Source organism: Sphaerisporangium sp. B11E5 (assembly GCF_039871875.1).
GTDB lineage: Bacteria > Actinomycetota > Actinomycetes > Streptosporangiales > Streptosporangiaceae > Sphaerisporangium.
The window spans coordinates 1-23,491 of record NZ_JBDPMD010000081.1 but is presented as its reverse complement, the minus strand read 5'-3'; the positions used below and the strand labels follow the sequence as shown (position 1 = coordinate 23,491).

At 73.7% G+C, this 23,491-nt stretch carries 21 protein-coding genes; 5 read left to right on the top strand and 16 right to left on the bottom strand.

Annotated elements, in window-relative coordinates:
* Positions 1–779 (top strand): hypothetical protein (locus tag ABGB17_RS37770; protein ID WP_347638997.1); only part of this gene is annotated, 779 nt, incomplete at its 5' end.
* Positions 780–784: 5 nt separating this feature from the next.
* Entirely contained in the window at positions 785–2,389 is a 1,605-nt protein-coding gene (locus ABGB17_RS37765) for a protein kinase (RefSeq protein ID WP_347638995.1), read from the top strand.
* Positions 2,390–3,032: 643 nt separating this feature from the next.
* Here the strand turns inward: ABGB17_RS37765 and ABGB17_RS37760 are convergent.
* The 4 genes from ABGB17_RS37760 to ABGB17_RS37745 form a co-directional block, all read right to left on the bottom strand.
* Entirely contained in the window at positions 3,033–3,962 is a 930-nt protein-coding gene (locus ABGB17_RS37760) for an RluA family pseudouridine synthase (RefSeq protein WP_347639001.1), read from the bottom strand.
* A complete protein-coding gene (gene lspA, locus ABGB17_RS37755) occupies positions 3,955–4,581 on the bottom strand; it encodes a signal peptidase II (RefSeq protein ID WP_347638993.1) in 627 nt (208 codons plus the stop codon). The genes ABGB17_RS37760 and lspA overlap by 8 nt, the downstream gene beginning before the upstream one ends.
* Positions 4,554–4,964: a TraR/DksA C4-type zinc finger protein gene (locus ABGB17_RS37750; protein ID WP_347638999.1), complete on the bottom strand. Its 411-nt coding sequence runs from the start codon at positions 4,962–4,964 to the stop codon at positions 4,554–4,556. Before ABGB17_RS37750 ends, lspA begins: the two co-directional genes overlap by 28 nt.
* Positions 4,965–5,049: 85 nt before the next feature.
* Positions 5,050–5,310, bottom strand: coding sequence for a DUF167 domain-containing protein (locus tag ABGB17_RS37745; RefSeq protein ID WP_347638991.1), 261 nt, complete (start codon positions 5,308–5,310; stop codon positions 5,050–5,052).
* Between the two features lie 323 nt (positions 5,311–5,633).
* Between ABGB17_RS37745 and ileS the strand changes: the two genes are divergently transcribed.
* Positions 5,634–8,789 (top strand): isoleucine--tRNA ligase, encoded by a 3,156-nt coding sequence (gene ileS / locus ABGB17_RS37740; RefSeq protein ID WP_347638989.1) that lies wholly within the window; start codon positions 5,634–5,636, stop codon positions 8,787–8,789.
* A gap of 55 nt (positions 8,790–8,844) precedes the next feature.
* On the opposite strand, the gene egtD is transcribed toward ileS, so the two are convergent.
* The 6 genes from egtD to ABGB17_RS37710 form a co-directional block, all read right to left on the bottom strand.
* A complete protein-coding gene (egtD, locus tag ABGB17_RS37735) occupies positions 8,845–9,822 on the bottom strand; it encodes an L-histidine N(alpha)-methyltransferase (protein ID WP_347638987.1) in 978 nt (325 codons plus the stop codon).
* A gap of 59 nt (positions 9,823–9,881) precedes the next feature.
* Entirely contained in the window at positions 9,882–10,589 is a 708-nt protein-coding gene (gene egtC / locus ABGB17_RS37730) for an ergothioneine biosynthesis protein EgtC (RefSeq protein WP_347638985.1), read from the bottom strand.
* Positions 10,590–10,738: 149 nt separating this feature from the next.
* Entirely contained in the window at positions 10,739–12,040 is a 1,302-nt protein-coding gene (gene egtB / locus ABGB17_RS37725) for an ergothioneine biosynthesis protein EgtB (protein WP_347638983.1), read from the bottom strand.
* On the bottom strand, positions 12,037–13,236 hold the full coding sequence (gene egtA, locus ABGB17_RS37720) for an ergothioneine biosynthesis glutamate--cysteine ligase EgtA (protein WP_347638981.1): 1,200 nt from the start codon (positions 13,234–13,236) through the stop codon (positions 12,037–12,039). Before egtA ends, egtB begins: the two co-directional genes overlap by 4 nt.
* Before the next feature lie 75 nt (positions 13,237–13,311).
* Entirely contained in the window at positions 13,312–14,496 is a 1,185-nt protein-coding gene (locus ABGB17_RS37715) for an FAD-dependent oxidoreductase (RefSeq protein ID WP_347638979.1), read from the bottom strand.
* On the bottom strand, positions 14,493–15,056 hold the full coding sequence (locus ABGB17_RS37710) for a TetR/AcrR family transcriptional regulator (RefSeq protein WP_347638977.1): 564 nt from the start codon (positions 15,054–15,056) through the stop codon (positions 14,493–14,495). Before ABGB17_RS37710 ends, ABGB17_RS37715 begins: the two co-directional genes overlap by 4 nt.
* A 187-nt stretch (positions 15,057–15,243) precedes the next feature.
* Between ABGB17_RS37710 and ABGB17_RS37705 the strand changes: the two genes are divergently transcribed.
* The gene (locus ABGB17_RS37705) at positions 15,244–15,819 is read left to right on the top strand and encodes a hypothetical protein (RefSeq protein WP_347638975.1); all 576 of its coding nucleotides are present in this window, start codon (positions 15,244–15,246) and stop codon (positions 15,817–15,819) included.
* Positions 15,820–15,834: 15 nt separating this feature from the next.
* Here ABGB17_RS37705 and ABGB17_RS37700 read toward each other — a convergent pair whose 3' ends face one another.
* The 6 genes from ABGB17_RS37700 to ABGB17_RS37675 form a co-directional block, all read right to left on the bottom strand.
* Complete coding sequence (locus ABGB17_RS37700; RefSeq protein ID WP_347638973.1) at positions 15,835–16,101, bottom strand: anti-sigma factor; 267 nt, start codon at positions 16,099–16,101, stop codon at positions 15,835–15,837.
* Between the two features lie 13 nt (positions 16,102–16,114).
* Positions 16,115–17,101 (bottom strand): sigma-70 family RNA polymerase sigma factor, encoded by a 987-nt coding sequence (locus ABGB17_RS37695; RefSeq protein ID WP_347638971.1) that lies wholly within the window; start codon positions 17,099–17,101, stop codon positions 16,115–16,117.
* The gene (gene hypF, locus ABGB17_RS37690; RefSeq protein WP_347638969.1) at positions 17,098–19,605 is read right to left on the bottom strand and encodes a carbamoyltransferase HypF; all 2,508 of its coding nucleotides are present in this window, start codon (positions 19,603–19,605) and stop codon (positions 17,098–17,100) included. The genes ABGB17_RS37695 and hypF overlap by 4 nt, the downstream gene beginning before the upstream one ends.
* 8 nt (positions 19,606–19,613) lie before the next feature.
* Complete coding sequence (gene hypE, locus ABGB17_RS37685; protein WP_347638967.1) at positions 19,614–20,639, bottom strand: hydrogenase expression/formation protein HypE; 1,026 nt, start codon at positions 20,637–20,639, stop codon at positions 19,614–19,616.
* 37 nt (positions 20,640–20,676) lie between these two features.
* Entirely contained in the window at positions 20,677–20,823 is a 147-nt protein-coding gene (locus tag ABGB17_RS37680) for a hypothetical protein (protein WP_347638965.1), read from the bottom strand.
* A gap of 1,071 nt (positions 20,824–21,894) precedes the next feature.
* Positions 21,895–22,044, bottom strand: a complete 150-nt coding sequence (locus ABGB17_RS37675; protein WP_347638963.1) for a hypothetical protein — start codon at positions 22,042–22,044, stop codon at positions 21,895–21,897.
* Positions 22,045–22,315: 271 nt separating this feature from the next.
* Between ABGB17_RS37675 and ABGB17_RS37670 the strand changes: the two genes are divergently transcribed.
* Complete coding sequence (locus ABGB17_RS37670) at positions 22,316–22,822, top strand: hypothetical protein (protein WP_347638961.1); 507 nt, start codon at positions 22,316–22,318, stop codon at positions 22,820–22,822.
* The last annotated feature ends 669 nt before the right edge of the window (positions 22,823–23,491 follow it).

The window sequence follows — 23,491 nt, the reverse complement described above, 5'->3', positions numbered from 1 at the left end:
ACACCGGGGGAGAGGTGCTCGGGCGGGCCGAGGCGGGGGTGGGGGTGGCCGGGTGGTATGGGTATCAGAGGTTCTCCGCGACGGGTGCAGGGGTGGAGGTCACGCCGGAGGGGTCGGCGGGGGTGCCCTCGGGTGAGTCGCCGCCGGTGGGGGGCTCGCCGGAGCCGGGGACCGGGGCCACGGGGGGTGCCACGCCGGTGGCCACGGACGATGCTTCATCCGGCGACACACCCCAGGTCACGGATGGGGCCACGCCTCTAGGCACGGGTGGGGCCACACCCCGGGCCACGGGGAACGGGCGGGGGGAGCCGTCCGCGCCGCCGCCGGTGGTGCCGCAGGGGTGGCGGTGGCACAAGGATCGGCTCGGGTTCGGGATCGCGTTGCCGCCGCGGTGGGTGGAGTTCGGGCGGCAGAAGACGCGGGTGAGTTTCCGGTTGCCGGGGTCGGCGAGTTATCTGCTGGTGGACACGACGCCGTGGACGGATCCCCGGCCGGTGGACGCGTTGCGCACGGTGGCGCGGGAGTCGAACGAGCGGGGGTGGCTGCCGGGGTACCGGCTGATCGAGCTGACGCCGGGGTCGTTCATGGGGTGGCCCGCGGCGGACTGGGAGTTCACCTGGCGCATGAAGTCGGGGACGGCGCACGTGGTGGACCGGGCGTTCGTCACGCCGGACGGGCGGCAGTTCACGTTGTACTGGCACACCCGCCACGACGCATGGAAAGAGGAATATCCCCGTTTCGTGAGGTTCGCCCAGAGTTTTCGGCCTGAACCTCTCTAGAGGGCATGCGATCCCCTTTTGGGGGTAGCCAGGTCTTCATGCCGGAATCCTCCCAGGTCACAGAGCAAGTCGTAGCAGGCCGCTACCGCCTGCTCGAACGAATCGGCCGAGGTGGGATGGGCACGGTGTGGCGTGCCCGCGATGAGGTCCTCGGTCGTGACGTCGCGGTCAAAGAGGTCATCGCCCCGCCGGAGCTGACCGGGTCCGAGCGGGAGATCTTCACGTTGAGGACGTTCCGCGAGGCCCGGGCCGCGGGGCGGGTGAGTCACCCGAGCGTCGCCACGGTCTACGACGTGTTCGAGGAGAACGGCCACCCCTGGCTCGTCATGCAGCTCGTGCCGTCCGACACGCTCGGCGCTCACGTCCGCGACCACGGGGCGCTCCCTCCGACCCGGGTGGCCCGCATCGGCCTGGAGCTGCTGTCCGCGTTGCGCGCCGCGCACCGTGCCGGGGTGCTGCACCGGGACGTCAAGCCTGACAACGTGCTCCTGGCCAAGGACAGCGGGCGGGCGGTGCTCACCGACTTCGGCATCGCGACCCTGGAGGACGATTCCCCGGTCACCCGGACCGGCATGCTGATCGGCACCCCGGCGTTCATCGCCCCCGAGCGGGCCGGCGGCGCGCAGGCCACCCGCGCGTCCGACCTGTGGTCGCTCGGGGTCACGCTGTACGTCGCGGTGGAGGGCCGTTCGCCGTTCCAGCGCGGCAACCCGCTGGCGACGCTCGGTGCGGTGATGCACGACCCGCCCGAGCCGATGCGCCTGGCCGGGCCGCTCGCGCCGCTGCTGGACGGGCTGCTGCGCAAGGACCCGGCGGAGCGGCTGGCCCCCGCGGACGCCGAGGCGTACCTGCGGATGGTGGCGGACGGCCTGGCGCCTGAGCCGACCGCGCCGTCGGTGCCGGCGCAGCGCCGCGACCCCGAGGCCGCGGCGGCGACCGCGATGACCCCGACCCCGCCGGTGCCTCGGCCTGCGGAGCCGCAGGAGGGGCCGCGGCACGGGCCGTTCGCCGTGGGGGCCGTGCCGGTGCGCGATGACGCGCGCGCCACGACGGAGTCCCCCGCCGGGACGGGGCGCGGCGGGCGCGGCATGGCGGTCGCCGGGCTCGGTGCGCTGGTGTTGTCGGTCGGGCTGGTGACCGGGGGGGCCGCCTGGATGTTGGCCCAGATGGACGGGCGGCAGACCACCCCGTCGGTGTCCCCCACGGTGCACGTGACGGTCTCGGTCACTCCCACTCCGCCGCCGGGCACCGAGCCGGTCACCCGGGGGGACCGGCCCAGCTACTCCCAGGCTCCCCCTGTCGCCCCCACGCCTGACCGCTCTGACGACAACAGGGGCAACGGGCCTGGTGAGCAGGACGACAACAAAGGCGACAAGAACAAGGACAAGAACGACGAACCAGACAAGCCGTCCGATGAGCCGACCAGCGAATCTCCCGAGCCGGAGGACTCCGGCGGCTCCAACGAGATCCCGCCCGGCCACGCCGAGGAGGGCTCACCGCGGGGCGACGGCGGCGAAGGCCAGGACATGGACGGCGGCTCCGGCCCCTCGCTGGACGCGGTGAACGCCCGGCACGAGACGTCCCTCGTCCTGCCCTCGCAGCACGACTGAAGCGCCCAGCCACGGCGGTTGGCTGGGGCGGGTGATTCTCTCTCCTGGCTCCCTGCTCATGGGCCGGCCCCGCCGTCGTACCGTTCCCCCACCTGGGGCGTCGGAACTCCGCCCGGCCGTTCACCGGCCCAGCCCCCCACGCGGCGGCCCGTCCACCCTGTTGGACGCGGTGAACACCCGTCAGGGGCGCCCGTCCCGTTCGCCCCCTTAACACAGCTGAGACGCCCAGCCAGGAGGGGTGGCTGGGGCCGGCGGTCTCCCACTGATCCCCCACTCACTGGGCCGCGCCCGCCGTCCTCGGGCTGCGCCCGTCGGCCGCGGGTCGCACGGGCCGCGGCCCCGGCCGAACGCGGCGCACCTCAACCGCCGGTGTGTCCGGAATTGGGCCGGCCGCTCTCGCGCCGAACGCGGCTTACGGCAACCGCCGGTGTGTCAGAACTCCGGTGCCGCTCTCGCGGCGAACGCGGCGTACGGCAACCGCCGGTGTGTCAGAACTCCGGTGCCGCTCTCGTGCCGAACGCGGCGTACGGCAGCCGCCGGTGTGTCAGGACTCCGGCCGCTCTCGCGGCGAACGCGGCGTAGGACAGCCGCCGGGAGGCAGGGCTTCGGGGCGGCCGTTCATGGGGCGGGGTGCCGGGTGGGGTCAGGACTCTGTGCGGGCCTGGTCCAGGGCTCGGGACAGGTCGGGGGGAGGGGGGCTGGTGAAGGTTACCTGGGTGTTGGTTGTGGGGTGGGTGAAAGAGAGGGAGATGGCGTGGAGCCATTGGCGGGTCACGCCCAGGTGCGTGGCCAGGCGGGGGTCGGCGCCGTACATCAGGTCGCCTACGCAGGGGTGGCGGGTGGCGGACATGTGGACGCGGATCTGGTGGGTGCGGCCGGTTTCCAGCTTGATGTCCAGCAGGGAGGCGGCGCGGAAGGCTTCTATCGTGTCGTAGTGGGTGATGGAGGGTTTGCCGCCTGCCACCACGGCGAAGCGGCCGTCACCGGAGGGGTGGCGGTCGATGGGAGCGTCCACGGTGCCGCGCAGGGGGTCGGGGTGGCCTTGGACCAGGGCCTGGTAGTGCTTCTCCACGGTGCGCTCCTTGAAGGCGCGCTTGAGGTGGGAGTACGCCACCTCGCTCTTGGCCACCACCATCACGCCGGTCGTGTTGGCGTCCAGGCGGTGCACGATGCCTTGGCGTTCGGCGGCGCCGCTGGTGGCGACGCGGTGGCCGGTGCCGAGCAGGCCGCCGAGCACGGTGGGGCCGGTCCAGCCGACGGTGGGGTGGGCGGCGACGCCGATGGGTTTGTCGACCACCACGATGTCGTCGTCCTCGTACAGGACCCGCATGCCGGGGACGGGCTCGGCCACGGGGACCGGCGCGGCGGGCGGCGGAGGGATCACGACTTCCAGCCAGGCGCCGGCGTGCACGCGGTCGGACTTGGCGGCGGTGGCGCCGTCGAGGTGGACGTCCCCTGAGGAGATCAGCTCGGCGGCGCGGGTGCGGGAGAAACCGAACAGGCGGGCCAGCGCGGCGTCCAGCCGCTCGCCCTCCAGGCCGTCGGGCACGGGGAGGCTGCGCAGCTCACCCACGGGGCTCACCGCGCCCGGCGTCGTCGTCCGCGGCGGGGGACGGCTCAGGTGAGGGGGACGGCTCGGGGCCGCCGGTGACGCGGGTACCGTCGATCTGGTAGCCGCGCCAGGCCAGGAAGACCGCGAGGATGCCGCCGCACACGATGGCGGAGTCGGCGACGTTGAACACGGGGAAGCCCGTGGCGGGGAACACCTCGACCCAGTCCACGACGTGCCCTTGCAGGGGCGCGGGGGCGCGGAAGACGCGGTCGGTGAGGTTGCCGAGGGCGCCGCCGAGCAGCAGGCCCAGGGTGACCGCCCACGGCACGCTGCGCAGCCGCCGGGCGGTGCGCAGGATGGCGACCACCACCCCGGCGGCGATGACGGTGAACACGACGGTCATGCCGGTCCCGATGCTGAACGCGGCGCCGGGGTTGCGGATCACCCGCAGCCGCAGCACGTCGGCGATCACGGTGACCGGGTCGCCGCCCTCCAGCAGCGACACCACGATCGTCTTGGTGATCAGGTCCAGGACGTAGACCACCACGGCCACCGCGGCAAGCACAGCGACGCGGCGGACGCCCGAGGACTCCTCGGTGGCCTCGGGGTCGTTCAGCGGCGCTCCTCCCGCTGCTTGCACGACACGCACAGCGTCGCCCTCGGGAACGCCTGCAGCCGCTCCTTGCCGATCGGCTTGTGGCACGATTCGCACACTCCGTAAGTTCCTGCGTCGATGCGGGCTATCGCCCGCTCGTTCTGCGCGACCAGATCTCGCGCATTCAGGGTAAGGGCGATCTCGCGTTCCCGCTCATACGTCTTGGCGCCGGCGTCCGTCTGGTCGTCCCCCGCGCTGTCGCTGATGTCCCCGGAGGCGATCTGCGACTCGGCCCGCGCGACCTCGGCGTTGAGCTCTTCGATCTCCCCCTGCAGGCGGTGGCGGACGACGGAGAGCTCCTCGCCGGTCCAGCCGCTACCGCCGTCGATCTGAGTGGCGGGCTTTCCCGCCCGCGTCACACCGGCCATGAAGGCCTCCTCGCCGATCACGCCTTTGAGCAGTGCGGGAAGCATAGGTCGGCCATTTCCGAAGAACAACCGACGCGCCGACCGTTTACGTCATCCGTAACGCCACCGCCCTTTCGGTCAATTCCTGGTGATCTCCCAGGATCTCGATGACCTTGTCCCGGCTCGTCGCCCCGCTGACGAGCCGCACGTCCGCCCTCCGCACCCCGAAGGCCGCCGCGACCGCGCGCAGGGCGGCCTCGGTGGCCTTGCCGTCCACGGCGCGGGCGCTCACCTTGACCACGACGGCGTGCTCCCCGTAGGCGCCGCCGACGGATTCACGCGCCGAGCCCGGCCGCACCCTGATCATGAGCCGCATAATCGTGTCGAGCCTCCCCTCGCCGTGAGATATCGTTTCAGTTTGCAAGGCGTTGATGGGGACGAGTACCTCCGCACCCCTCGCCGGAGCGACCCGGGGACGGTGCGAGCCCGGGGCGAGGCCGGAGGGAAGATCACCCCGGAGCCGCCGGAAGAACGGCCGCCATGGCCCAGTAGACCCGGCCACGAAGACAAGAGTGGACCTCGATACGGGAAAATCCCCGCAATCGTGGTCAAGGAGGGTGGTACCGCGGGGCCCCCGGCCTCGTCCCTCCACGCCATTGAGGAATTCTCGCGTGGAGGACCGTCCCGACGATGACTTCGCCCTACTTCCGCCCGCTTCCCTCGCGGGTCGACCTTCCCGCGTTCGAGAAGGAGACGCTGACCCGGTGGCGTGACGGGAAGGTCTTCGAGCGCTCCCTGGAGCAGAACGCCGGCGGCCCCTCCTGGGTGTTCTACGAGGGCCCGCCCACCGCCAACGGCATGCCCGGCGTGCACCACGTCGAGGCCCGTGTGTTCAAGGACGTCTTCCCGCGCTACAAGTCGATGCGCGGCTTCCACGTGCCCCGCAAGGCCGGCTGGGACTGCCACGGCCTGCCCGTCGAGGTGGCCGTGGAGAAGGAGCTCGGCCTGTCCGGCAAGCCGGAGATCGAGGCGTACGGCATCGCGGCGTTCAACGAGCGCTGCCGCGAGTCGGTGCTGCGGCACGTGGACGCGTTCGAGGAGATGACCGAGCGCATGGGCTACTGGGTCGACATGACCCAGGCCTACCGCACGATGGACCCCGCCTACGTCGAGGCGGTGTGGTGGTCGCTGAAGGTCATCTGGGAGAAGGACCTGCTGTTCCGCGACTTCCGCATCACGCCGTACTGCCCGCGCTGCGGCACCGGCCTGTCGGACCACGAGCTCGGCCAGCCGGGCGGCTACGAGACCGTGACCAGCCCGTCGGTGTACGTGCGCATGCCGGTGACCTCCGGCCGCTTCGAGGGCACCGACCTGCTGGTGTGGACCACCACGCCGTGGACCCTGGTGTCCAACACGGCCGTCGCCGTGCACCCCGACGTGACCTACGTGGTCGCGGCCAAGGACGGCGAGCGGCCGGTCCTCGTGGCCGAGCCGCTGCTCGGCGCCGCGCTCGGCGAGGGCTGGACGGTCACCGAGCGGGTCCAGGGCGCCGAGCTGGAGCACACGCCGTACTCGCGGCCGTTCGAGCTGGTCGACATCCCCGCGGCCCACTTCGTGGTGCTCGCCGGGTACGTCACCGTGGAGGACGGCACCGGGCTGGTGCACCAGGCACCGGCGTTCGGCGCCGACGACATGGCGACCTGCAAGCGGTACGGCCTGCCGGTGGTCAACCCGATCGGACCGGACGGGCGGTTCCTGCCCGAGGTGCCGATGGTCGGCGGGGTGTTCTTCAAGGACGCCGACGAGCGGCTCACCGCGGACCTGCGGGCCCGTGGACTGCTGCTGCGCGGCGGCCATTTCGACCACAGCTACCCGCACTGCTGGCGCTGCCACACGCCGCTGCTGTACTACGCGCTCCCGTCCTGGTACATCCGCACCACCCGCGTCAAGGACCGCCTGCTCGCCGAGAACGAGCGCACCAACTGGTTCCCGCCCACCATCAAGGAGGGCCGCTACGGCGAGTGGCTCCGCAACAACGTCGACTGGGCGCTGTCGCGGTCCCGCTACTGGGGCACGCCGCTGCCGCTGTGGGTCTGCTCCGCCGACGAGTCGCACGTCACGTGCGTCGGGTCGCTGAAGGAGCTCGGCGACCTGGCCGGGCGCGACCTGACCGCGCTCGACCCGCACCGGCCGTACGTGGACGACGTGACGTTCGACTGCCCGGTGTGCGGCCACGAGGCCCGCCGGGTGCCCGACGTGATCGACGTGTGGTACGACTCGGGCGCGATGCCGTTCGCGCAGTGGGGCGCCCCGCACACCAACAAGGACGTCTTCGAGCAGTCCTACCCCGGGCAGTTCATCTGCGAGGCGATCGACCAGACCCGCGGCTGGTTCTACTCCATGATGGCCGTCGGCACACTGGTGTTCGACCGGTCGTCGTACGAGAACGTGCTCTGCCTCGGCCTGATCCTCGCCGAGGACGGCCGCAAGATGAGCAAGCACCTCGGCAACGTGCTGCAGCCGGTGCCGCTGATGGAGCACCACGGCGCCGACGCCCTGCGGTGGTACATGGCGACCTCCGGCTCGCCGTGGTCGCCGCGCCGGGTGGGGCACGCGGCGCTGGAGGAGATCGTCCGCAAGGTCCTGCTGACCTACTGGAACACCACGTCCTTCTTCACGCTGTACGCCAACGCCGAGTCGTGGTCGCCGTCCCGGCTGGCCGAGGCGCCCGCCCCGGCGGACCGGCCGCTGATCGACCGGTGGGCGCTGGCGGAGCTGAACCGCACCGTGGCCGAGGTCACCGAGGCGATGGAGGTGTTCGACACCGCGCGGGCGGGGCGGCGGCTCACCGAGTTCCTCGACGACCTGTCCAACTGGTACGTGCGCCGCTCCCGCCGCCGGTTCTGGTCCGGCGACGTGTCGGCGTTCGCCACCCTGTACGGGGCGCTCGAGACGGTGACGCGGCTGATGGCGCCGCTGGTGCCGTTCGTCACCGACTACGTGTGGGACGTGCTGCGGGCGCCGGACGCCCCCGCCTCGGTCCACCTGGCCTCCTGGCCCGAGGTGGACGAGGACCTGCTGGACCCGGGGTTGTCCGAGCGCATGGCGCTGGTGCGCCGCCTGGTGGAGCTCGGCCGCTCCGCGCGGGCGGGCAGCGGCGTGAAGACCCGCCAGCCGCTGGCGCGGGCCCTGGTCGGCGCCGCCGGGTGGTCGTCACTGCCGGGCTCGCTGCGTGAGCTGATCGCCGACGAGCTCAACGTGCGGTCGCTGGAGGACCTGTCGGCGTACTCGGCGGACCTGGTGTCCTTCACGGTGAAGCCCAACTTCCGTGCGCTCGGCAAACGTTTCGGCGGCGGCACCAAGGCGGTCGCCGCGGCCATCACCGCCGCCGACCCGGCGACGCTGGCCGCGGCCATCCGCTCGGGCGACACCGCGACGGTGGTGGTCTCCGGCGAGAAGGTGACCCTGGGCCCGGACGACCTGATCGTCACCGAGCACCCGAAAGCCGGCTGGGCCGTGGAGACCGGCGCCGTCGGCACCGGCTCCGGCGAGACCGTCGCCCTGGACCTGGAGGTCACCCCCGAGCTGTACCGGGCGGGCCTGGTCCGCGACGTGATCCGCCTGGTGCAGGAGGCCCGCAAGTCCACCGGCCTGGAGATCACCGACCGCATCTCCCTGTGGTGGACGGCCCGCGGCGACCTCGCCGAGGCCCTGCGCGCCGACGCGGCCCACGTGGCCGAGGAGGTCCTCGCCACCACCGTCACCGAGGGCGAACCACCCACGACCCTGCCCGCCCACCGCGACGCCGACCTGGAGCTCACCTTCCACCTGACCCGGGCCGGCTGACCGTCCGCTGCGAGGCCCCGGCGCGCGCCGCCGGGGCCTTCTCGTTTCCCCGGGGTCAGGCGCGGGCGAGGACGAGCGTGAAGTCGCCGCCGGGGTCGGTGTAGGCGTGGTCGACGGTGAACCCGGCGGCGGTCAGCTCCGCGCGCAGGCCGGGGAGGCGGAACTTGGCGCTGATCTCGGTGAGCGTCTCCTCCCCCGCGGCGAAGGGGACGGTGAGGCCGAGGGCGCGTACGGTGACGCGCATGTCGCGGGTGGCGCGCAGGCGCATCTCGATCCAGTCGTCGTGTTCGTCGTAGAGGGCCACGTGCTCGAAGTCCTCGGGGACGAAGTCCGCGCCGAGTTCGCGGTTGACGACGTGCAGGACGTTGCGGTTGAACTCCGCGGTGACGCCGGCGGCGTCGTCGTAGGCGGCGATCAGGCGGGTGGTGTCCTTGACCAGGTCGGCGCCGAGGAGGAAGGTGTCGCCGCGGGTCATGGTGGCGCGGAGGGTGGTGAGGAAACGGGTGCGGTCGGCGGGGACCAGGTTGCCGATGGTGCCGCCGAGGAAGGCGATCATGCGGCGGCCCTGTCGCGGGAGGGCGGCCAGGTGGTGTTCGAAGTCGGCGCGTACGGGCTGGACGGTGAGGGCGGGGTAGCGGGCGGTGAGGCGGTGGGCGGCGGACGTCAGGGTGGAGGCGTCGACGTCCACGGGGGTGTAGGTGGTGAGGCCCTTGGCGGTGAGGGCGTCGAGGAGCAGGACGGTCTTCTCGCTGGTGCCTGAGCCGAGTTCCACCAGGGTGTCGGCGGCGGCGCGGGCGGCGATGTCGCCGGCCTGCTCACGGAGGATGGCCAGTTCGCGGCGGGTCGGGTAGTACTCGGGCAGGCGGGTGATCCGGGTGAACAGGTCGCTGCCGCGGGCGTCGTAGAACCACTTGGGCGGCAGGTGTTTCGGGGTCGCGGTGAGGCCGGTGCGGACGTCGTTCTCCAGGGCGCGGCGCAGGTGGTCGCGGTCGAGGTGGTCGATCAGGCGCACGGCTGACGGGCTGACGGGCACGAGGCTCTCCCGGTTCGTTGACTGTGTCGCTGGGTGTGTGGTCTGGCCGGTCTGTCCGGTCACAGGGGCTCGGCGCGCACGCCGTCCCCGGTGGCGAGGACCAGGTGGCGGTCGGGGACGGGGCGCCAGGCGGGGTGGTCGTCGAGGGGCTCGCTGGCGAGGAGCACGCCGCCGGGGTCCTCGCGCAGGTAGAGGGTGTCGCCCCAGGTGGTGGCGGCCACGGTGGCGCCGTCGCAGGCGAGGAGGTTCAGGCGGGCGGCCGGGTCCTTGGCGGCGGTCCTCGCGACGGTCTCGGCGAGGGCGGCGGGCAGGGGGGTGCCGGCGCGCAGCAGGGTGAAGACGCCGGCGGCCAGCCAGGCGGCGTCGCAGGGGCTCTCGGCGTCGGCGGCCAGGGCGCGGACGGCGTCAGGCGCGGCGCGGCCGTTGAGGCTGAGCAGGTGGCGGCCGTCGGTGAACGGGGCGGTGGCGGTCTCCTCGATGGGCATGCCGACCGTGGCGGACCGGACGGCGGCCAGCAGGCAGCCGGAGCGGGCCACCTCGGCGAGGGCCGCCAGGTTGGCGTCCGCCCACATGGGGACGGCCCTGCGGTACCGGACGGGCGCGGCGCGCGCCTGGTCGTACCAGCCCATGCCGAACCCGTCGGCGTTGACCCGGCCGTGGCGCTGCATGCGGGGCGCGTAGGACTGGGTCAGCAGGCCGTGCTCCGGCTCACCGATCAGCGACGCGAGCGTACGCGGGGCGCCGAGCCAGGCGGCGTGACGGCACATCTACACACACCCCCGCGTGACGGGCGGGTGGACGGGAGCGGACGCGCCCCCACGCGGCGGGTGGACGGGAGCGGACGCGCCGCCACGCGGCGTGGACGGGTGGACGGGAACGGACGCGCATTCCCGCGGGCGGGTGGGGTGGCCGCGCATCAGGCCTGCTCCGGGGTGGCGGAGCGGGCGCAGCGGAAGCCGGAGAAGATCTGACGGCGGATCGGGTAGTCCCAGTTGCGGAACGTGGTGCGGACGGCGGCGGGGTCGGCCGCCCAGGAGCCGCCGCGCAGCACGCGGTGGTCGGGGCCGAAGAAGACCTCGCTGTACTCGGGGTAGGGGAAGCTGCGGAACCCGGGATAAGGCAGGAAATGGGACGCGGTCCACTCCCAGACCTCGCCGATCATCTGCTCGGCGCCGTAGGCGCTCGCGCCGGACGGGTAGGCGCCGACCGGGGCGGGACGGGCGGCGCGGTGGCCGAGGTTGGCGCGGCCGGGCCCGGGGTCCTCCTCGCCCCACGGGTAGGTGCGGGCACGGCCGGCCTCGGGGTCCCAGCCGCAGGCTTTCTCCCACTCGGCCTCGGTGGGCAGGCGCCGGCCCGCCCAGCGGGCGTAGGCGTCGGCCTCGTACCAGCAGACGTGCTGCACCGGCTCGTCCGCCGGCACGGGCTCCGTGCGGCCGAAGCGGGTGCGCCACCAGGTGTCGCCGTCCTTCGTCCAGAACAGGGGGGCCACGGCGCCGCTCTCCTGACGCCAGCGCCACCCCTCGGGGGCCCACCAGCGGGGGTCGTCGTAGCCGCCGGCGTCGACGAACGCGGTGTAGGCCCCGTTGGTCACCGGGAAACGGTCGATCCAGTACGCGGGCAGGTCCACCCGGTGGGCGGGGCGCTCGTTGTCGTACGCCCAGGGCAGCGTGCCGGTGCCCATGAGGAACGGCCCGGCGGGCACGAACACCTCCGCGGGCCCGCCGCCCCGTCCCTGCGGGAGCGCGGCGTCGCGGACCAGGCCCGGCTGCCCGGACAGTTGCAGGGTGGCCAGCATGGTCTCGTCGTGCTGGTGCTCGTGCTGGATGACCAGCCCGAACACGAAGCCCTGCCGGTGCAGCGGGTCGGGGGCCTCGACGTCCACGGCGTCGAGGACGTCGAGCACCCGGCCGCGCACGCCCTCGATGTAGCGGCGGGCCTCCGCGGGGCCGAGCATCGGCAGGGAGGGGCGGTCCCTGCGCGGGGTCTTGAAGGCGTCGTAGATGTCGTCGATCTCCGGGCGGACCGGCTCGATGCCGCCGGCGGCGCGCAGCACCCACAGCTCCTCGTAGTTGCCGACGTGCGCGAGGTCCCACACCAGGGGGGACATCAGCGGGGAGTGCTGGCGGGTCAGCAGGGCGTCGTCGGCGTCGGTGTAGGTGAGCGAGCGGTCGCGCACGGCCTGGAGCTGGGCGGCGATCCGTTCCTTGAGGTCGTTCACAGGTGTCCTTCCATCAGCCGGCCCGTCCCCGCCGCACCGAGCAGCGCGGCGGCCGGGGACAGGCCGGGGGTCACGTGGCGGTCGGCGAACTCCGCCACCTGCCGGGTCAGGGCGGGGGGCGCGCCGAGGCGGGGCAGGGCGCCGAGCGCGGCGTCGAAGCAGGCCGTGGCGGCGCGGTGGATCTCGGGGTCGGCGAGGCCGTGGCGGGCGGCGCGGCGCCACAGGTCCCGGCACGGCTCGGCGGCGGCCAGGGCGGCGCCGGCCGCCCGGTCGTCGGTGATCAGGGCGTGGGTGACGGCCACGGCCACCGGCCAGCGGGCGGGGTGCTGGGCGTCGAGGTAGCGGATCTCCAGCCAGCCGCGGGGCCGCACCGGGGGGAAGCAGGTGGTGGCGTGGTAGGCGAGGTCCGCGGCGGTCAGGCCAGGGCCGGTCAGGCGGTCGCGGAAGGTGGAGCCGTCGCGGACCGGGCGGCAACGCCCCTCGTCGTCGTGCAGCAGCATGAGGCGGGCGTCGAGCAGGTACTGCGTCCAGGCCTTGACGGGGTCCTCGGCGGGGTTCACCGGGGCGGTGCGGGTGGGGTCGAGGTGCGCCCAGACGTGCTGGCGGCCGGACATCCAGCCGGTGGGCCTGCCTTCACGCAGCGGGGAGTTGGCGAAGGCGGCCGTCAGCACCGGGCCGAGCCGGTGGGCGCGTTCCCAGCGGGCCTGGGGATGTTCCCCGAGGTCCAGGTTGACCTGGATGGAGGCGGTCGAGCACATCATCAGGGCGCCGTACGGCACGCCGAGGTACTCGGACATCGCCTCGTAGCGGGGTTCGGTGGTCTGGCGCCGGGGCGGCCGCACGGGGTCCAGCCCGAACCCGCCGAGGGCCAGCCCCGCCTCACGCAGGGCGGTGGCCACGGCGTCCACGTCCGCCGCGATCCACCCGATCGCGTCGGGCAGGGGCCCCGGAGGGCCGGACAGTTCGAGCTGGCCGCCCGGCTCGAACGTCACCCTGCTCCCCCCGGGCAGCCCCGGCAGCACGGCGGCGACCTCGGCGACCGGCACCATCCGTCCGGGCCGCTCCCGGTCGAACACCAGGAACTCCAGCTCGACCCCGGCCCGCTCCCCGGGCCCGGCTCTGAAACACCCGCGCGCGAAGTCCTCCACTTCGGCGACCCCCCGGATCACCGGGCTCCGCGTGAGCCGACCCGTCATCCCCCGCCCCTCCCCCGGCCAAGCGTCCGGGACTACAGACCCGCGAGGCGTGCGGACGTTACAGCCGGATTCGCGTCATTCCTCCGGGACCGCCGGCACGAGGTCGTGCCCGGCCGGGGTGAGGGAGCGGAGCAGCAGGCGGCGGGCCCCCGGGAGGGCGGCCAGGCGCAGCACCCCGTCCCGGGCCGCGATGCGCCATCGTGAGCCGGGGGCCATCCAGTGGACGAAGCGGCGGCCGAACCGCTGCACGTCGGCGATGACCGGCCGCATGCGCCGCTCGTACGCGTCAAGCGCGGTGTCCAGCGCGGCGGGCGGGAGGCCGGACGGGCCGGCGGCGGCGCGCAGTTCGGCGGCGAGCACCCAGGCCCCAGCCATGGCCATGGAGGCGCCGTGGCCGGCGAACAGGGACACGGCCTGGCAGGCGTCGCCGAGGAGCACCACACGTCCCCGGTGCCAGCGGTCCATCTCGACCTGGGTGATCCGGTCGTAGTAGACGTGGTCCGAGGGCGGGCGGCGGCGGAGCGCCTCGGGCAGGATCCAGCCGAGGTCCCCGTAGTGCCGTTGGAGCGCGGCGCCCGGGTCGTCCGGGAGGGCGGGGTCGGGTTCGCGGCGCAGGAACACCAGGGTCACCGCGCCGCCGGGCAGGGCGTACGCGCCGGCCATGCGGCCGGGCACCGTCAGCATCTGGTAGCGCGTGCCGACGCGCCGGCCCAGGTCCTCGTCGCGCACGGAGTACGCGGCGACGTGGTGGCCGAGGTAGCGCGCGAAGCGTTCCTCCTCGCCGAAGACGAGCCGCCGGACCCGCGAGCGGGCGCCGTCCGCCCCGACGAGCAGGTCCACGTGCCGTTCTGTGCCGTCGGACAGCGCCACGGCCACCCCGTCGCCGCGCGGCTCCGCCGCCGCGACGGTGGTGCCGTACCGCACCGGGGCGCGCACGCCGTCCGCCACGATGCGCGCGAGGACGCCGCGCGGGAGGCTGACGACCTCGGCGAGGGCCCCGGACATCTCCAGGCCACCGGTGCGGCGCCCGTCGCGGTCCACGTACCGCACCCCGGACACGGGGCACCGCGCCTGGAGCAGCGGGGGACGCAGCCCCATCCGCTCGGCCACCCGCAAGCCGGCGCCGTAGAAGTCGATCAGGTAGCCGCCGTCGCGGAACCCCGCCGCCCGCTCCACCAGCTCGACGTCCCAGCCGTCCCGCTCCAGGTGCCAGGCCAGCGTGAGCCCCGCGATCCCCGCCCCGCACACCAGTGCCCTCACCGCGGCACCCCCAGCATGGCGCGCAAGGGCCCCGCGAGGGCCGCCAGGTCGATCTCCGGATCCAGTGCGCGGTGCAGCACCAGCCCGTCCGCCACGGCCGCGAGCAGCGTGGCGGCGGCGTCCGCGTCCGCCCCGTGACCGTGCCCGCGCAACCAGGCCGCGACCCCCGCCCTGAACTCCCCGAGCTGCGCGGCGAGCCGCTCCCGCAGCCCCGGGGACCTGCCCGCCGCCAGGAACGTCTCGGCCACCACCAGCGACACCGGATCGGTCCCCGGGTACCGCCCGAGCTCGCCCAGCAGCCACTCCACCCCCCGGCTCACGTCGGGCTGCTCCCCGAGCCGCCGCACCAGATCGTCCAGCACCCGCCGGGTGAAGTCGGCGCTCGCCGCCTCGAGCAGGTCACCCACGGAGGCGAAGTGGTAGTGCAGCAGGCCGGGATTCACCCCGGCCCGCCCGGCCACCGCGCGCGTGGTGACCCCGCCCCACCCGGCTTCCCCGATCAACGCCACGGCCGCGTCCATCAGCCGCTGCCGCGTCTCCCTGCCACGTTCAGCCGACACCGGAGACATGATCACCTCACCTTTGGGCATGCGCCTTGGTCGATCGCCTTGGTCATATGCCCAATTGTACCGCGCCGCGGCATCCCGTGAGGCGGACATGGGCGTCTTCCAGGAGGGATGAGTAGGGCAGTACTCATGTGTCCCCCGGCGGCCGGTGAGACCTTCGTGGCCGAAGGGTGGTGGAGACATGAACAAACCACGAGTACCGGACGTCGAGCGCGTCCTGCGCAAGTACGGGGACGCTCTCTCACCGGAGAGCATCGCCTCGTCCGGGTACCCGGACGACGTCAGACGAGCGCTGTCGCAGGCCGCCGCCGGCGACGACGCCTACGCCAAACTGTGGGCCGTCGTGCTGCGCGCCGGCGTGCCCGCCGGGTTCCTCTCCTCGGTGATCGCCGACGACTCCCCGCTCGCCGATCCGATCGCGCGGGCGCTCGGGGTCGAGCGGGCCGGGCTGCTGGCCTCGGAGGAAGAGGCACGGCTCTTCCGGACGGACGAGGGCCTGCCCCCCACGCTGGTCTACACGTCACGCCTGCGCGACGACGCCGCCGGCATCCTGCCGGCCGTGCGGGCCGCCTTCGTCGGGGACGCGGTGTTCCTCGGCCCGGACAACGTGATGACCCAGGCCGTGCCCGGCATCGGCGCGACGGAGTGGCGGTGCTACTTCGCCTGCGCCCTGTGCGCCGCCCTCCTCGTCGACCCCGTTCCCGCCGACGAGATCCCCGCCTGCGTGGCCTGCCTGCAGTTCTGCTCGTCGTCGTGAGCGGTCCCCGGCCGGTCAGGAGTGGCGGGAGGCGCGGAAGGCGGCGAGCAGGCGGGCCCGGGTGCTCTCGGAGAGCGAGGCGGCCGGGTGGGTGGACAGCACGGTGATGGTGGTGCGGAGCTGCGTCAGGTGGGTGGCGCAGGTCTCGCAGACGGCGAGGTGGTGGTCCGCGGCTTCACGGGACGGGAGGTCCAGGGCGTCGTCCAGGTAGAGCGGGGTGAGCTCCGCCAGGTCCTCGCAACTGAACCGCTTCACTTTCGTGACCGCCTCGAACCGTGTCATCTGAACCGTTTCACTACTCCGATCGCTTTACCGTAGCGAAGTAATCCGCCAGACGGCCACGCACCGCGGTGCGGGCCCGGTGGAGGAGCACACGCTGGTTGGCCGGGGTGAGGTCCAGGATCTCGCAGACCTCGTCCGACGTGCATCCCTCCATGTCGCGCAGGATCATCACGTCGCGTTGCCGGGTGGGCAGGCCGGCGACGGCGGCGGCGATCTCGGCGCGGACCTCGGCGGCGAGGGCCTCCCCCTCGGGCGTGGGCCACGGGCCGGGAGGGCCCGGGTCGGCGCGGGCCTGCCCGTCGAGCGGGGCGGCGTCGTGGTCGAAAGCGGTGCTCCAGGGGACGGTGCGGCTCTCGCGGACGCCGCGCTTCTTGGCGGTGTTGACCACGATGCGGAAGATCCACGTCTTGAGCGAGGAGCGGCCCTCGAAGCCGTCGATGGAGCCGATGACGGCCAGCCAGGCGTCCTGCACCACCTCCTCGGCGGAGTCGGCGGTGGAGACGTACGAGCGTGCCACCCGCAGCATGCCCCGCGACCAGGTGTCGAGCAACGCCGCGAACATCGCCTCGTCCCCGGCCCGCAGGGCCGCGACGACGACGTCGTCCGGAGGCAACGCCACGATCGTCTCCTCCCGGTCAGGGCGTCGTACCCGGACATCATTCCATCGATGTCTCGAACAGTCGTTCCCGGCCGGGCTCCCCGGCCCGCGGCGCGGACGGGCCGGGGAGCCGGGGCGATCAGCCGCCGCCGGCCCCGCGGGCTCCACGTCCCGCAGCGGCCGCGGCGTGGCGTCGTCCCCCGGCCCCCCACCGCGGCCGCACCACCGGGCCCCGGAGGCCGAGACCTCCACGACGGCCGCCGCCGGGGCGGGCACCGAGCGGCGGCCGAGCACAGTGGGGACACAGGTGACGAGGAACGCGCCGCGGTCGAGGTGACGGGCACAGCAGGTGTACCGGTCCCGCCACCGGCGCGGCGCCACGACGTGCGGCCGGCCGGTCACGCCTCCCCCTCCCCCGCCGGGACGGGACGCGCCCCCGCCGCGCGAGCCGCCCCGCCGATGCCGTCGCCGCCCGGGACGGTCCTCCCGGACGCGGAGGCTCCCACCCCGGCGGTGGCACTCCCGCGCGCGGGGGCGGCCGTCTCCTCCTCGCGGGCCGCCTTGAGGCGGGCGTCGGCGATCATGGCCTGGCCGAGGGCGATGCCGCCGTCGTCGCACGGGACCTGGCGGTGGCAGTACGCGGAGAACTCCTTGGCGCGCAGCTCGATCAGGCAGTTGACCAGCAGGAACTCGTTGGCGAACACGCTGCCGGAGAGCACCGCCCGGCCGGCCGCCGCGGGGCCCTCCGCGACGCGGGCCGCGACGCACCGTTCCACGACGGCGCGCACCACGCCGGTGTGGAAGCGGCGGCTCATCACCGGCAGCGGCACCCCCGCGGCCAGGTCGGCCGCCAGGGCCCGCGTCACGGGGCGGGGGTCCATCACGGTGAGGCCGTCCTCGCCGTAGGTCGCGAACCGGTACGGCTCCTCGCTCATCGTGAGGTCGCGCGCGAGCAGGCCCTCCAGCTCGATCGGGCCCTGCGCCTCGTACTCGGCGAGCACGCAGACGTCCAGCAGCGCCGCGACCGCGTCGAACAGGCGGCCCATGCTGGAGGCGGGCGGCGCGTTGACGCCGCGCCGCGCCATGGTCGCGAAGACGTGCCGCTCCCGCTCGCCGAGGCGGCGCAGCGCCGGGAACGCCTCGACCGCCTCCTCCGGCCCGCCGAGGGCGTCCAGGGCGAGCGCGAACCCGGTGCGGACCGGCTCGGTGACGGCACGGTCGCCGCCGACCAGCGGCAGGTGCCGCAACCGCGCCACCCGGCGCGCCTCCAGGTAGCCGCCGAGCAGGAACTCCCCGCCCCACGCCGTGCCGTCCTCTCCGTACCCGGAGCCGTCGAACACGACGCCGAGCACGCTGCCGTCCAGCCGGTTCTCCGCCATGCAGGACGCCATGTGGGCGTGGTGGTGCCGCACCCGCAGCACGTGGTCCTCGCCGCCGTGCTCCTTGACGGCGATCCGTGTGCCGCGGGACCGCGGGTGCAGGTCCACCGCCGCGTGCCGGGGGGCCGCCTCGTACAGCGACGTCAGGTGCTCGACGGTCCGGCGGTGCGCGGCGAACGTCTCGTCGTTCCTCAGGTCGCCGATGTGCTGGCTGAGGTACACGCGGGTGCCGTGGGTCAGCGCCACCGTGGCCTTCAGCTCCGCTCCGTACGCCACCAGCTGCTCCAGCTCCACCCCGACCTCCACCGAGTACGGCGCGTAGCCGCGGGACCGGCGCAGGAACGTCAGCAGCGGCCCGGCCAGGCCGGGGTGCTCGGTGTGGCGCACCACCGAGTCGTCCACCGGGATCTGGATGTCCCTGTCGTGGTAGAGGATCAGGTCGGCGATCCGGAACAGGTGGTCGAGCGCGTCCTCGTCGCGGTGCACGATGGGGCCGCCCGCGATGTCGCCGCTGGTCATCACCAGGATGTCCAGCCCCGGGGTGTCGGCCAGCAGGTGGTGGTGCGGCGCGGACGGCAACATCACGCCGAGGCCGGGGTTACGCGGCGCCACCGCCTCGGGCAGCGTGCCCGCCGCCCGTCTGCGCACCAGCACGACGGGACGGGCCGGGGAGGTGAGCAGTTCCTGCTCGGCCTCGGTGGGCTCGGCGAACAGCGCGACCGTGGCGAGGTCGCGGGCCATCACCGCGAACGGCTCGGCGCCGCGCCGCTTGCGGGCCCGCAGGCGGGCCACCGCGGCGGCGTTCCTGGCGTCCACGGCCACGTGGAAACCGCCGACGCCCTTCACCGCGACGACACCCCCCGCGGCCAGCGTCGCCGCGGCCTGCGCCAGCGCGGACTCCCCCTCGGCGGTGTCCCCGCCGGGGCCGGCCGCCAGCAGCCGGGGGCCGCAGGCGGGGCAGGCGTTCGGCTGGGCGTGGTGGCGGCGGTCCAGCGGGTCGCGGTACTCGGCGGCGCACGGGCCGCACATGCGGAACGCGCTCATCGTGGTCCGCGCCCGGTCGTACGGCAGGCCCTGGACGATGGAATAGCGCGGGCCGCAATTGGCGCAGGTGATGAACGGGTACCGGTACCGCCGGTCCCCGGGGTCGCGCAGCTCGGCCAGGCAGTCGGCGCAGACGAACATGTCGGGCGGCACGATGGTGGCCCGGCGGCCCGTCCGGAGGCTCTCGTGGACGGCGAACCCCTCACCGGCCGCCGACCGCGGCTCCGGCCACCCCACGACCCGCACGGTGTCCACGCGGGCCTGCGGCGGGGCGAGGGTGCGCAGTTCCCGCGTGAAACGTTCCACGACCTCGGGCGGGCCCTCGACCTCGGTCAGCACCCCCTCGGGGTCGTTGAGCACCCAGCCCGCCAATTGGTGGGCCAGGGCGAGCTTGCAGACGAACGGCCGGTAGCCGACGCCCTGCACGACCCCGGTGACGCGGATCCGCAGGCGCTCGGCCGGCGCGCACTCGTGGATGTCCATCGCCGGCCTCAGCTCAGCCGCGGGATCTCGGCGCCCTGGAGCTCCTCCAGCACCGACTCCCGGCCGTCCGGCTCGCGCAGCAGCACGGCCGCCCCCACCCGGGCCGTCACCTCCCCCACCGTGACCGCGTGCGTCCCGTACGGGTGGGCGCGCAGCGCGGCGAGCACCTCGCGTTCGGCGGCGGGGTCGGCGAACACGCAGACACAGCCCTCGTTGGCGGTGTGGATGGGGTCGATGCCGAGCATGTCGGTGGCCATCCGGGTCTCGTACCGCACCGGCAGGGCCGCCCGGTCGGCGAGGATGACGTGCCCCGCCGCCCCGGCGTACTCGTGCAGCACCGCCGCGAGGCCGCCGCGGGTGACGTCCCGCACCGAGCGCACCGCGCCCGGTGGGGTGCGGGACAGCAGGCCGTCCAGCATGCCGTTCAGCGGGGCGCAGTCGCTCAGCACCCGGTTCTCGAAGCCGAGGCCCTCGCGGATGGACAGCAGGTGCACGGTGTGGTCGCCGATGGGGCCGCTGAGGATCACCCGGTCGCCCGGCCGCACGTCCGCCATGCGCAGCGGCGGGCGTTCGAACACGCCCACGCCCGCGGTGTTCAGGTAGATCTGGTCGGCATCGCCGGGGCGGACCACCTTGGTGTCGCCGCACACGATGAGCACCCCGGCCTCCTGGGCGGTGTCCCGGATCGAGGTGAGCACCCGCACCAGGCGGGACATCGGCAGCCCGGCTTCGATGATCATGCCGAGGGTGAGGTAGGCGGGCCGGGCCCCCACCACGGCCAGGTCGTTCACCGTCCCGCAGACGGCGACCTTGCCGATGTCGCCGTTGCCGAAGAACGGGGGGTCCACGACGAAGGAGTCGGTGGTCATGGCGATGCGGTGCCCCTCGATGGGGAGCGTCGCGCTGTCCTCCATCTCGCCGATGTGGACGTCGCCGAGCGTCTCGACGATGAGCGAGACGAGCTCGTGGCTGAGCTCGGCCCCGCTGCCGTGGTCGAGGACGATCTCGCCGGCGATCGCCGCCGGGATGGTCATGTGGGGTTCCTCCGATGGCGTCGGGGTGCGGACCGGGTCACGGAAGGATCTTGACGGCCTCGCGAGGGAACTCCCCCGTCGCGTCGAGGGCGGCCACGACGTCCGCCATGGCGGCGGTGCGCTCCGGGGTCTCGCGGACCACGCCGGCCTGCAGATCGTTCGTCAGAACAGCGATCTTGCCCATGTTCGATCCTTGACGTCGGTCCGGACAGGAGGAAACGGCGCAGAAAGGCACGGCCTCAATCAGTGCGTGAAATCGCGGGGCGAGTCGCCGTGGCCCGGCTCTATTGCGCCTTCCCCCTGCACGGAGTGGGCGGACAGGCGAATCCGCCCGTCAAATGTGAACGCATTCCCCCACGGCCTGAACTTTTACATGCCCGGAACGCCGAAGTCAAGCGCCTTTTGTCGCCAATCTTCCGCCCGGCGGAGTATGGAATACCGGCGTTCCGCCAGTTCAGCGAAACAACGACCCCGGCAATCGCCCCGCGATACCTTTTGCTCATAGGTCATCACGCCGCTCCCCCCACCCGGCATCCCCACCGTAAGCAGGCACGACGTCACCCCCGCGCCACGCACACCACGACCGGCGCCCCCTTGCGGCACCCGGCCCCGGCGATCCTCGGACAGCCATGTCCGATCGGCCGCGAGTTCCGAGATCCTTGACAGCGCATTCACCACTCCGGCATCACGGCGAATGTTCACCGAAGCGGCCCACACGAACAAGATCTATCTAGCAGATTCCGATAAAGAACCTCCACCCCGTCGGCACCCGGCCATCCAATATCGCGCGCCATATCTCCGCACCGGCGTCCGCCATTACGGCACACCCAACCGGTGAACGCGATATCGGCCCCCTCGCGCCCCCACGTGAAACGCCGATCCCCACCCCGCGCCGAAGACACACGGCGACACCGCCCGGCATACTCACCGGCGGTCGCACCCCAGTATCGGGACAGACGGGCTTACCGTACGGACAGCTCTCCCTGTCTGTCCCCGAACGCGGTTCCACGCCGCGGGGACTCAGCCCCCGCCGCCGACGGAGGAAGGCCCTTGGCCGAACGACGAGCGGCGTCCCACGACCCGTGAGGAGGACCCGCGGACGAACGACGGACGGGCCGCACGGTTCGCCGCAACGGTCCGTTCAGCGCGCAGTGGTGCGCATGGACGCGGACGTGTCACCTGTCGTCACAGACCGGCCGGAAGTCGCCGCAGCGGTCCGTTCAGCGCGTAGTGGTGCGCGCGGGACGCCGGCGTGTCATCTCTCGTCGCAGACCGAGCAGTGGGTGAGGCCCGCGGCCTCGGCGTCGGGCCGGGACATCGTCTCCAGCAAGTCCGGGGCGGAACCTTTGATCAGCGGGCAGTTCGAACTGTGGAAACGACGGGTGCCGGAGATGACCTTGACCATGCCCGGACGACGGAACTGCGCCGTGACCGGCCCGTCCCCGTCGTCCCCGTCCTCCGCGGACGCACGCGCAGCGAACCGGGAAATACCGGGTTCACGCGCAGCCGGCTTGGGAGTACCGGGCTCGCGCGCGGCGGACTCAGCCGTACCGGACCCGGGGGTGCCGGACTCGCGCGCAGGGGACTCAGCCGTACCGGACCCTGGGAGACCGGACTCGCGCGCACCGGAACCGCGCGCACCGGACTCAGGCGTCTCCTCCTCGGAGGTCCCCACCTTGGAGGACTTCGTCCTGGCGTCATCGGTGGTGGACGTCCCCGCATCGGCCGGCTTCCCCTCGGCGGGCTCGGCCTTGGACCCCCCGGCCTTGGAGGGCTCCGCCTTGGCGGACCAGGGCTTCGGGGACTCCGCACGGGTGACCGGCTCCGGCGTCTCCGGCTTCGCCTTGTCCGCGGCGCCGGGCCGTACGGATGACGGGGAGGGGGACGCGGCCGGGCGGACCGTGGGCGGGGCGGACGCGGCCTTGGACGGGGTCGCGGAACCCCTCGACGGGGCGGCGGAACCGGAACCGGACGGGCTCGTGGTCTTCGCGTCGCGTGGTTCGGGGGCGTCCTTGCCGGCCGGCTTCCCGCCGTCCGTCCTCCCAGGCGCCGGCGCGCCGGAGCGGGGCGCGTCGTCCCGCTCGGCGGAGTCCGGAACCGGGTCGGGGCGCCTGAACGCCTCGAAAGGGCTGACGGCCTCCGGGACGACCACGGGCACGGCCGGGATGACCGGCGGGGTCTGAGCGCCGGAGGACGGCGCGGGCGTGCCGGCCGCGGGCCGTCCGGTGAACCAGGTGTCAGCCGAGCGCGCGGAGGAGCCGGATCCCTTAGCCGACGACGAATCCGCCGGGGCGGCATCGGACGGCCGACGGGCTTCGGAGGCCCGTTTCGCACCCGCCTCCGGGCGCGCGTCAGCGGGCCGCCTTACGTCACTGGGCCGCGCCGCGTCAGTGGACCGCGCCGCGTCAGTGGACCGCGCCGCGTCAGTGGACCGCGCCGCATCGGATGGCCGTCCCGCGTCGGAAGGCCGGGCTGTTTCGGAGGGCCGCGCCTCGGTAGTCCGTCCGGGCTCAGGAAGCCGTCCGGCCGCGGAGGACCGTCCTGATCCAGAGCGCTGCGCCTCGGAAGTCCGTCCGGGCTCGGGAAGCCGGCCCGTCTCGGAGGACCCTCCTGATTCCGAGCGCCGCGCGTCGGAACTTCGTCCGGGCTCAGGAAGCCGGCCCGTGTCGGAGGGGCGTCCTGATTCGGCGGGGCGTGCGGAGCCGGAAGGCCGTCCGGGGTCGGCGGTGGGTCGTCCGTCGGACGGACGGCGGGGCTCGGCGGGCCGGGTCGCGTCCTGGGGGCGGTCCCTGTCCCTTGGGTGGGCCCTTTCCCCGGGGCGGTCCGTCGCGGAGGGGCGGGACGTCGTGGGG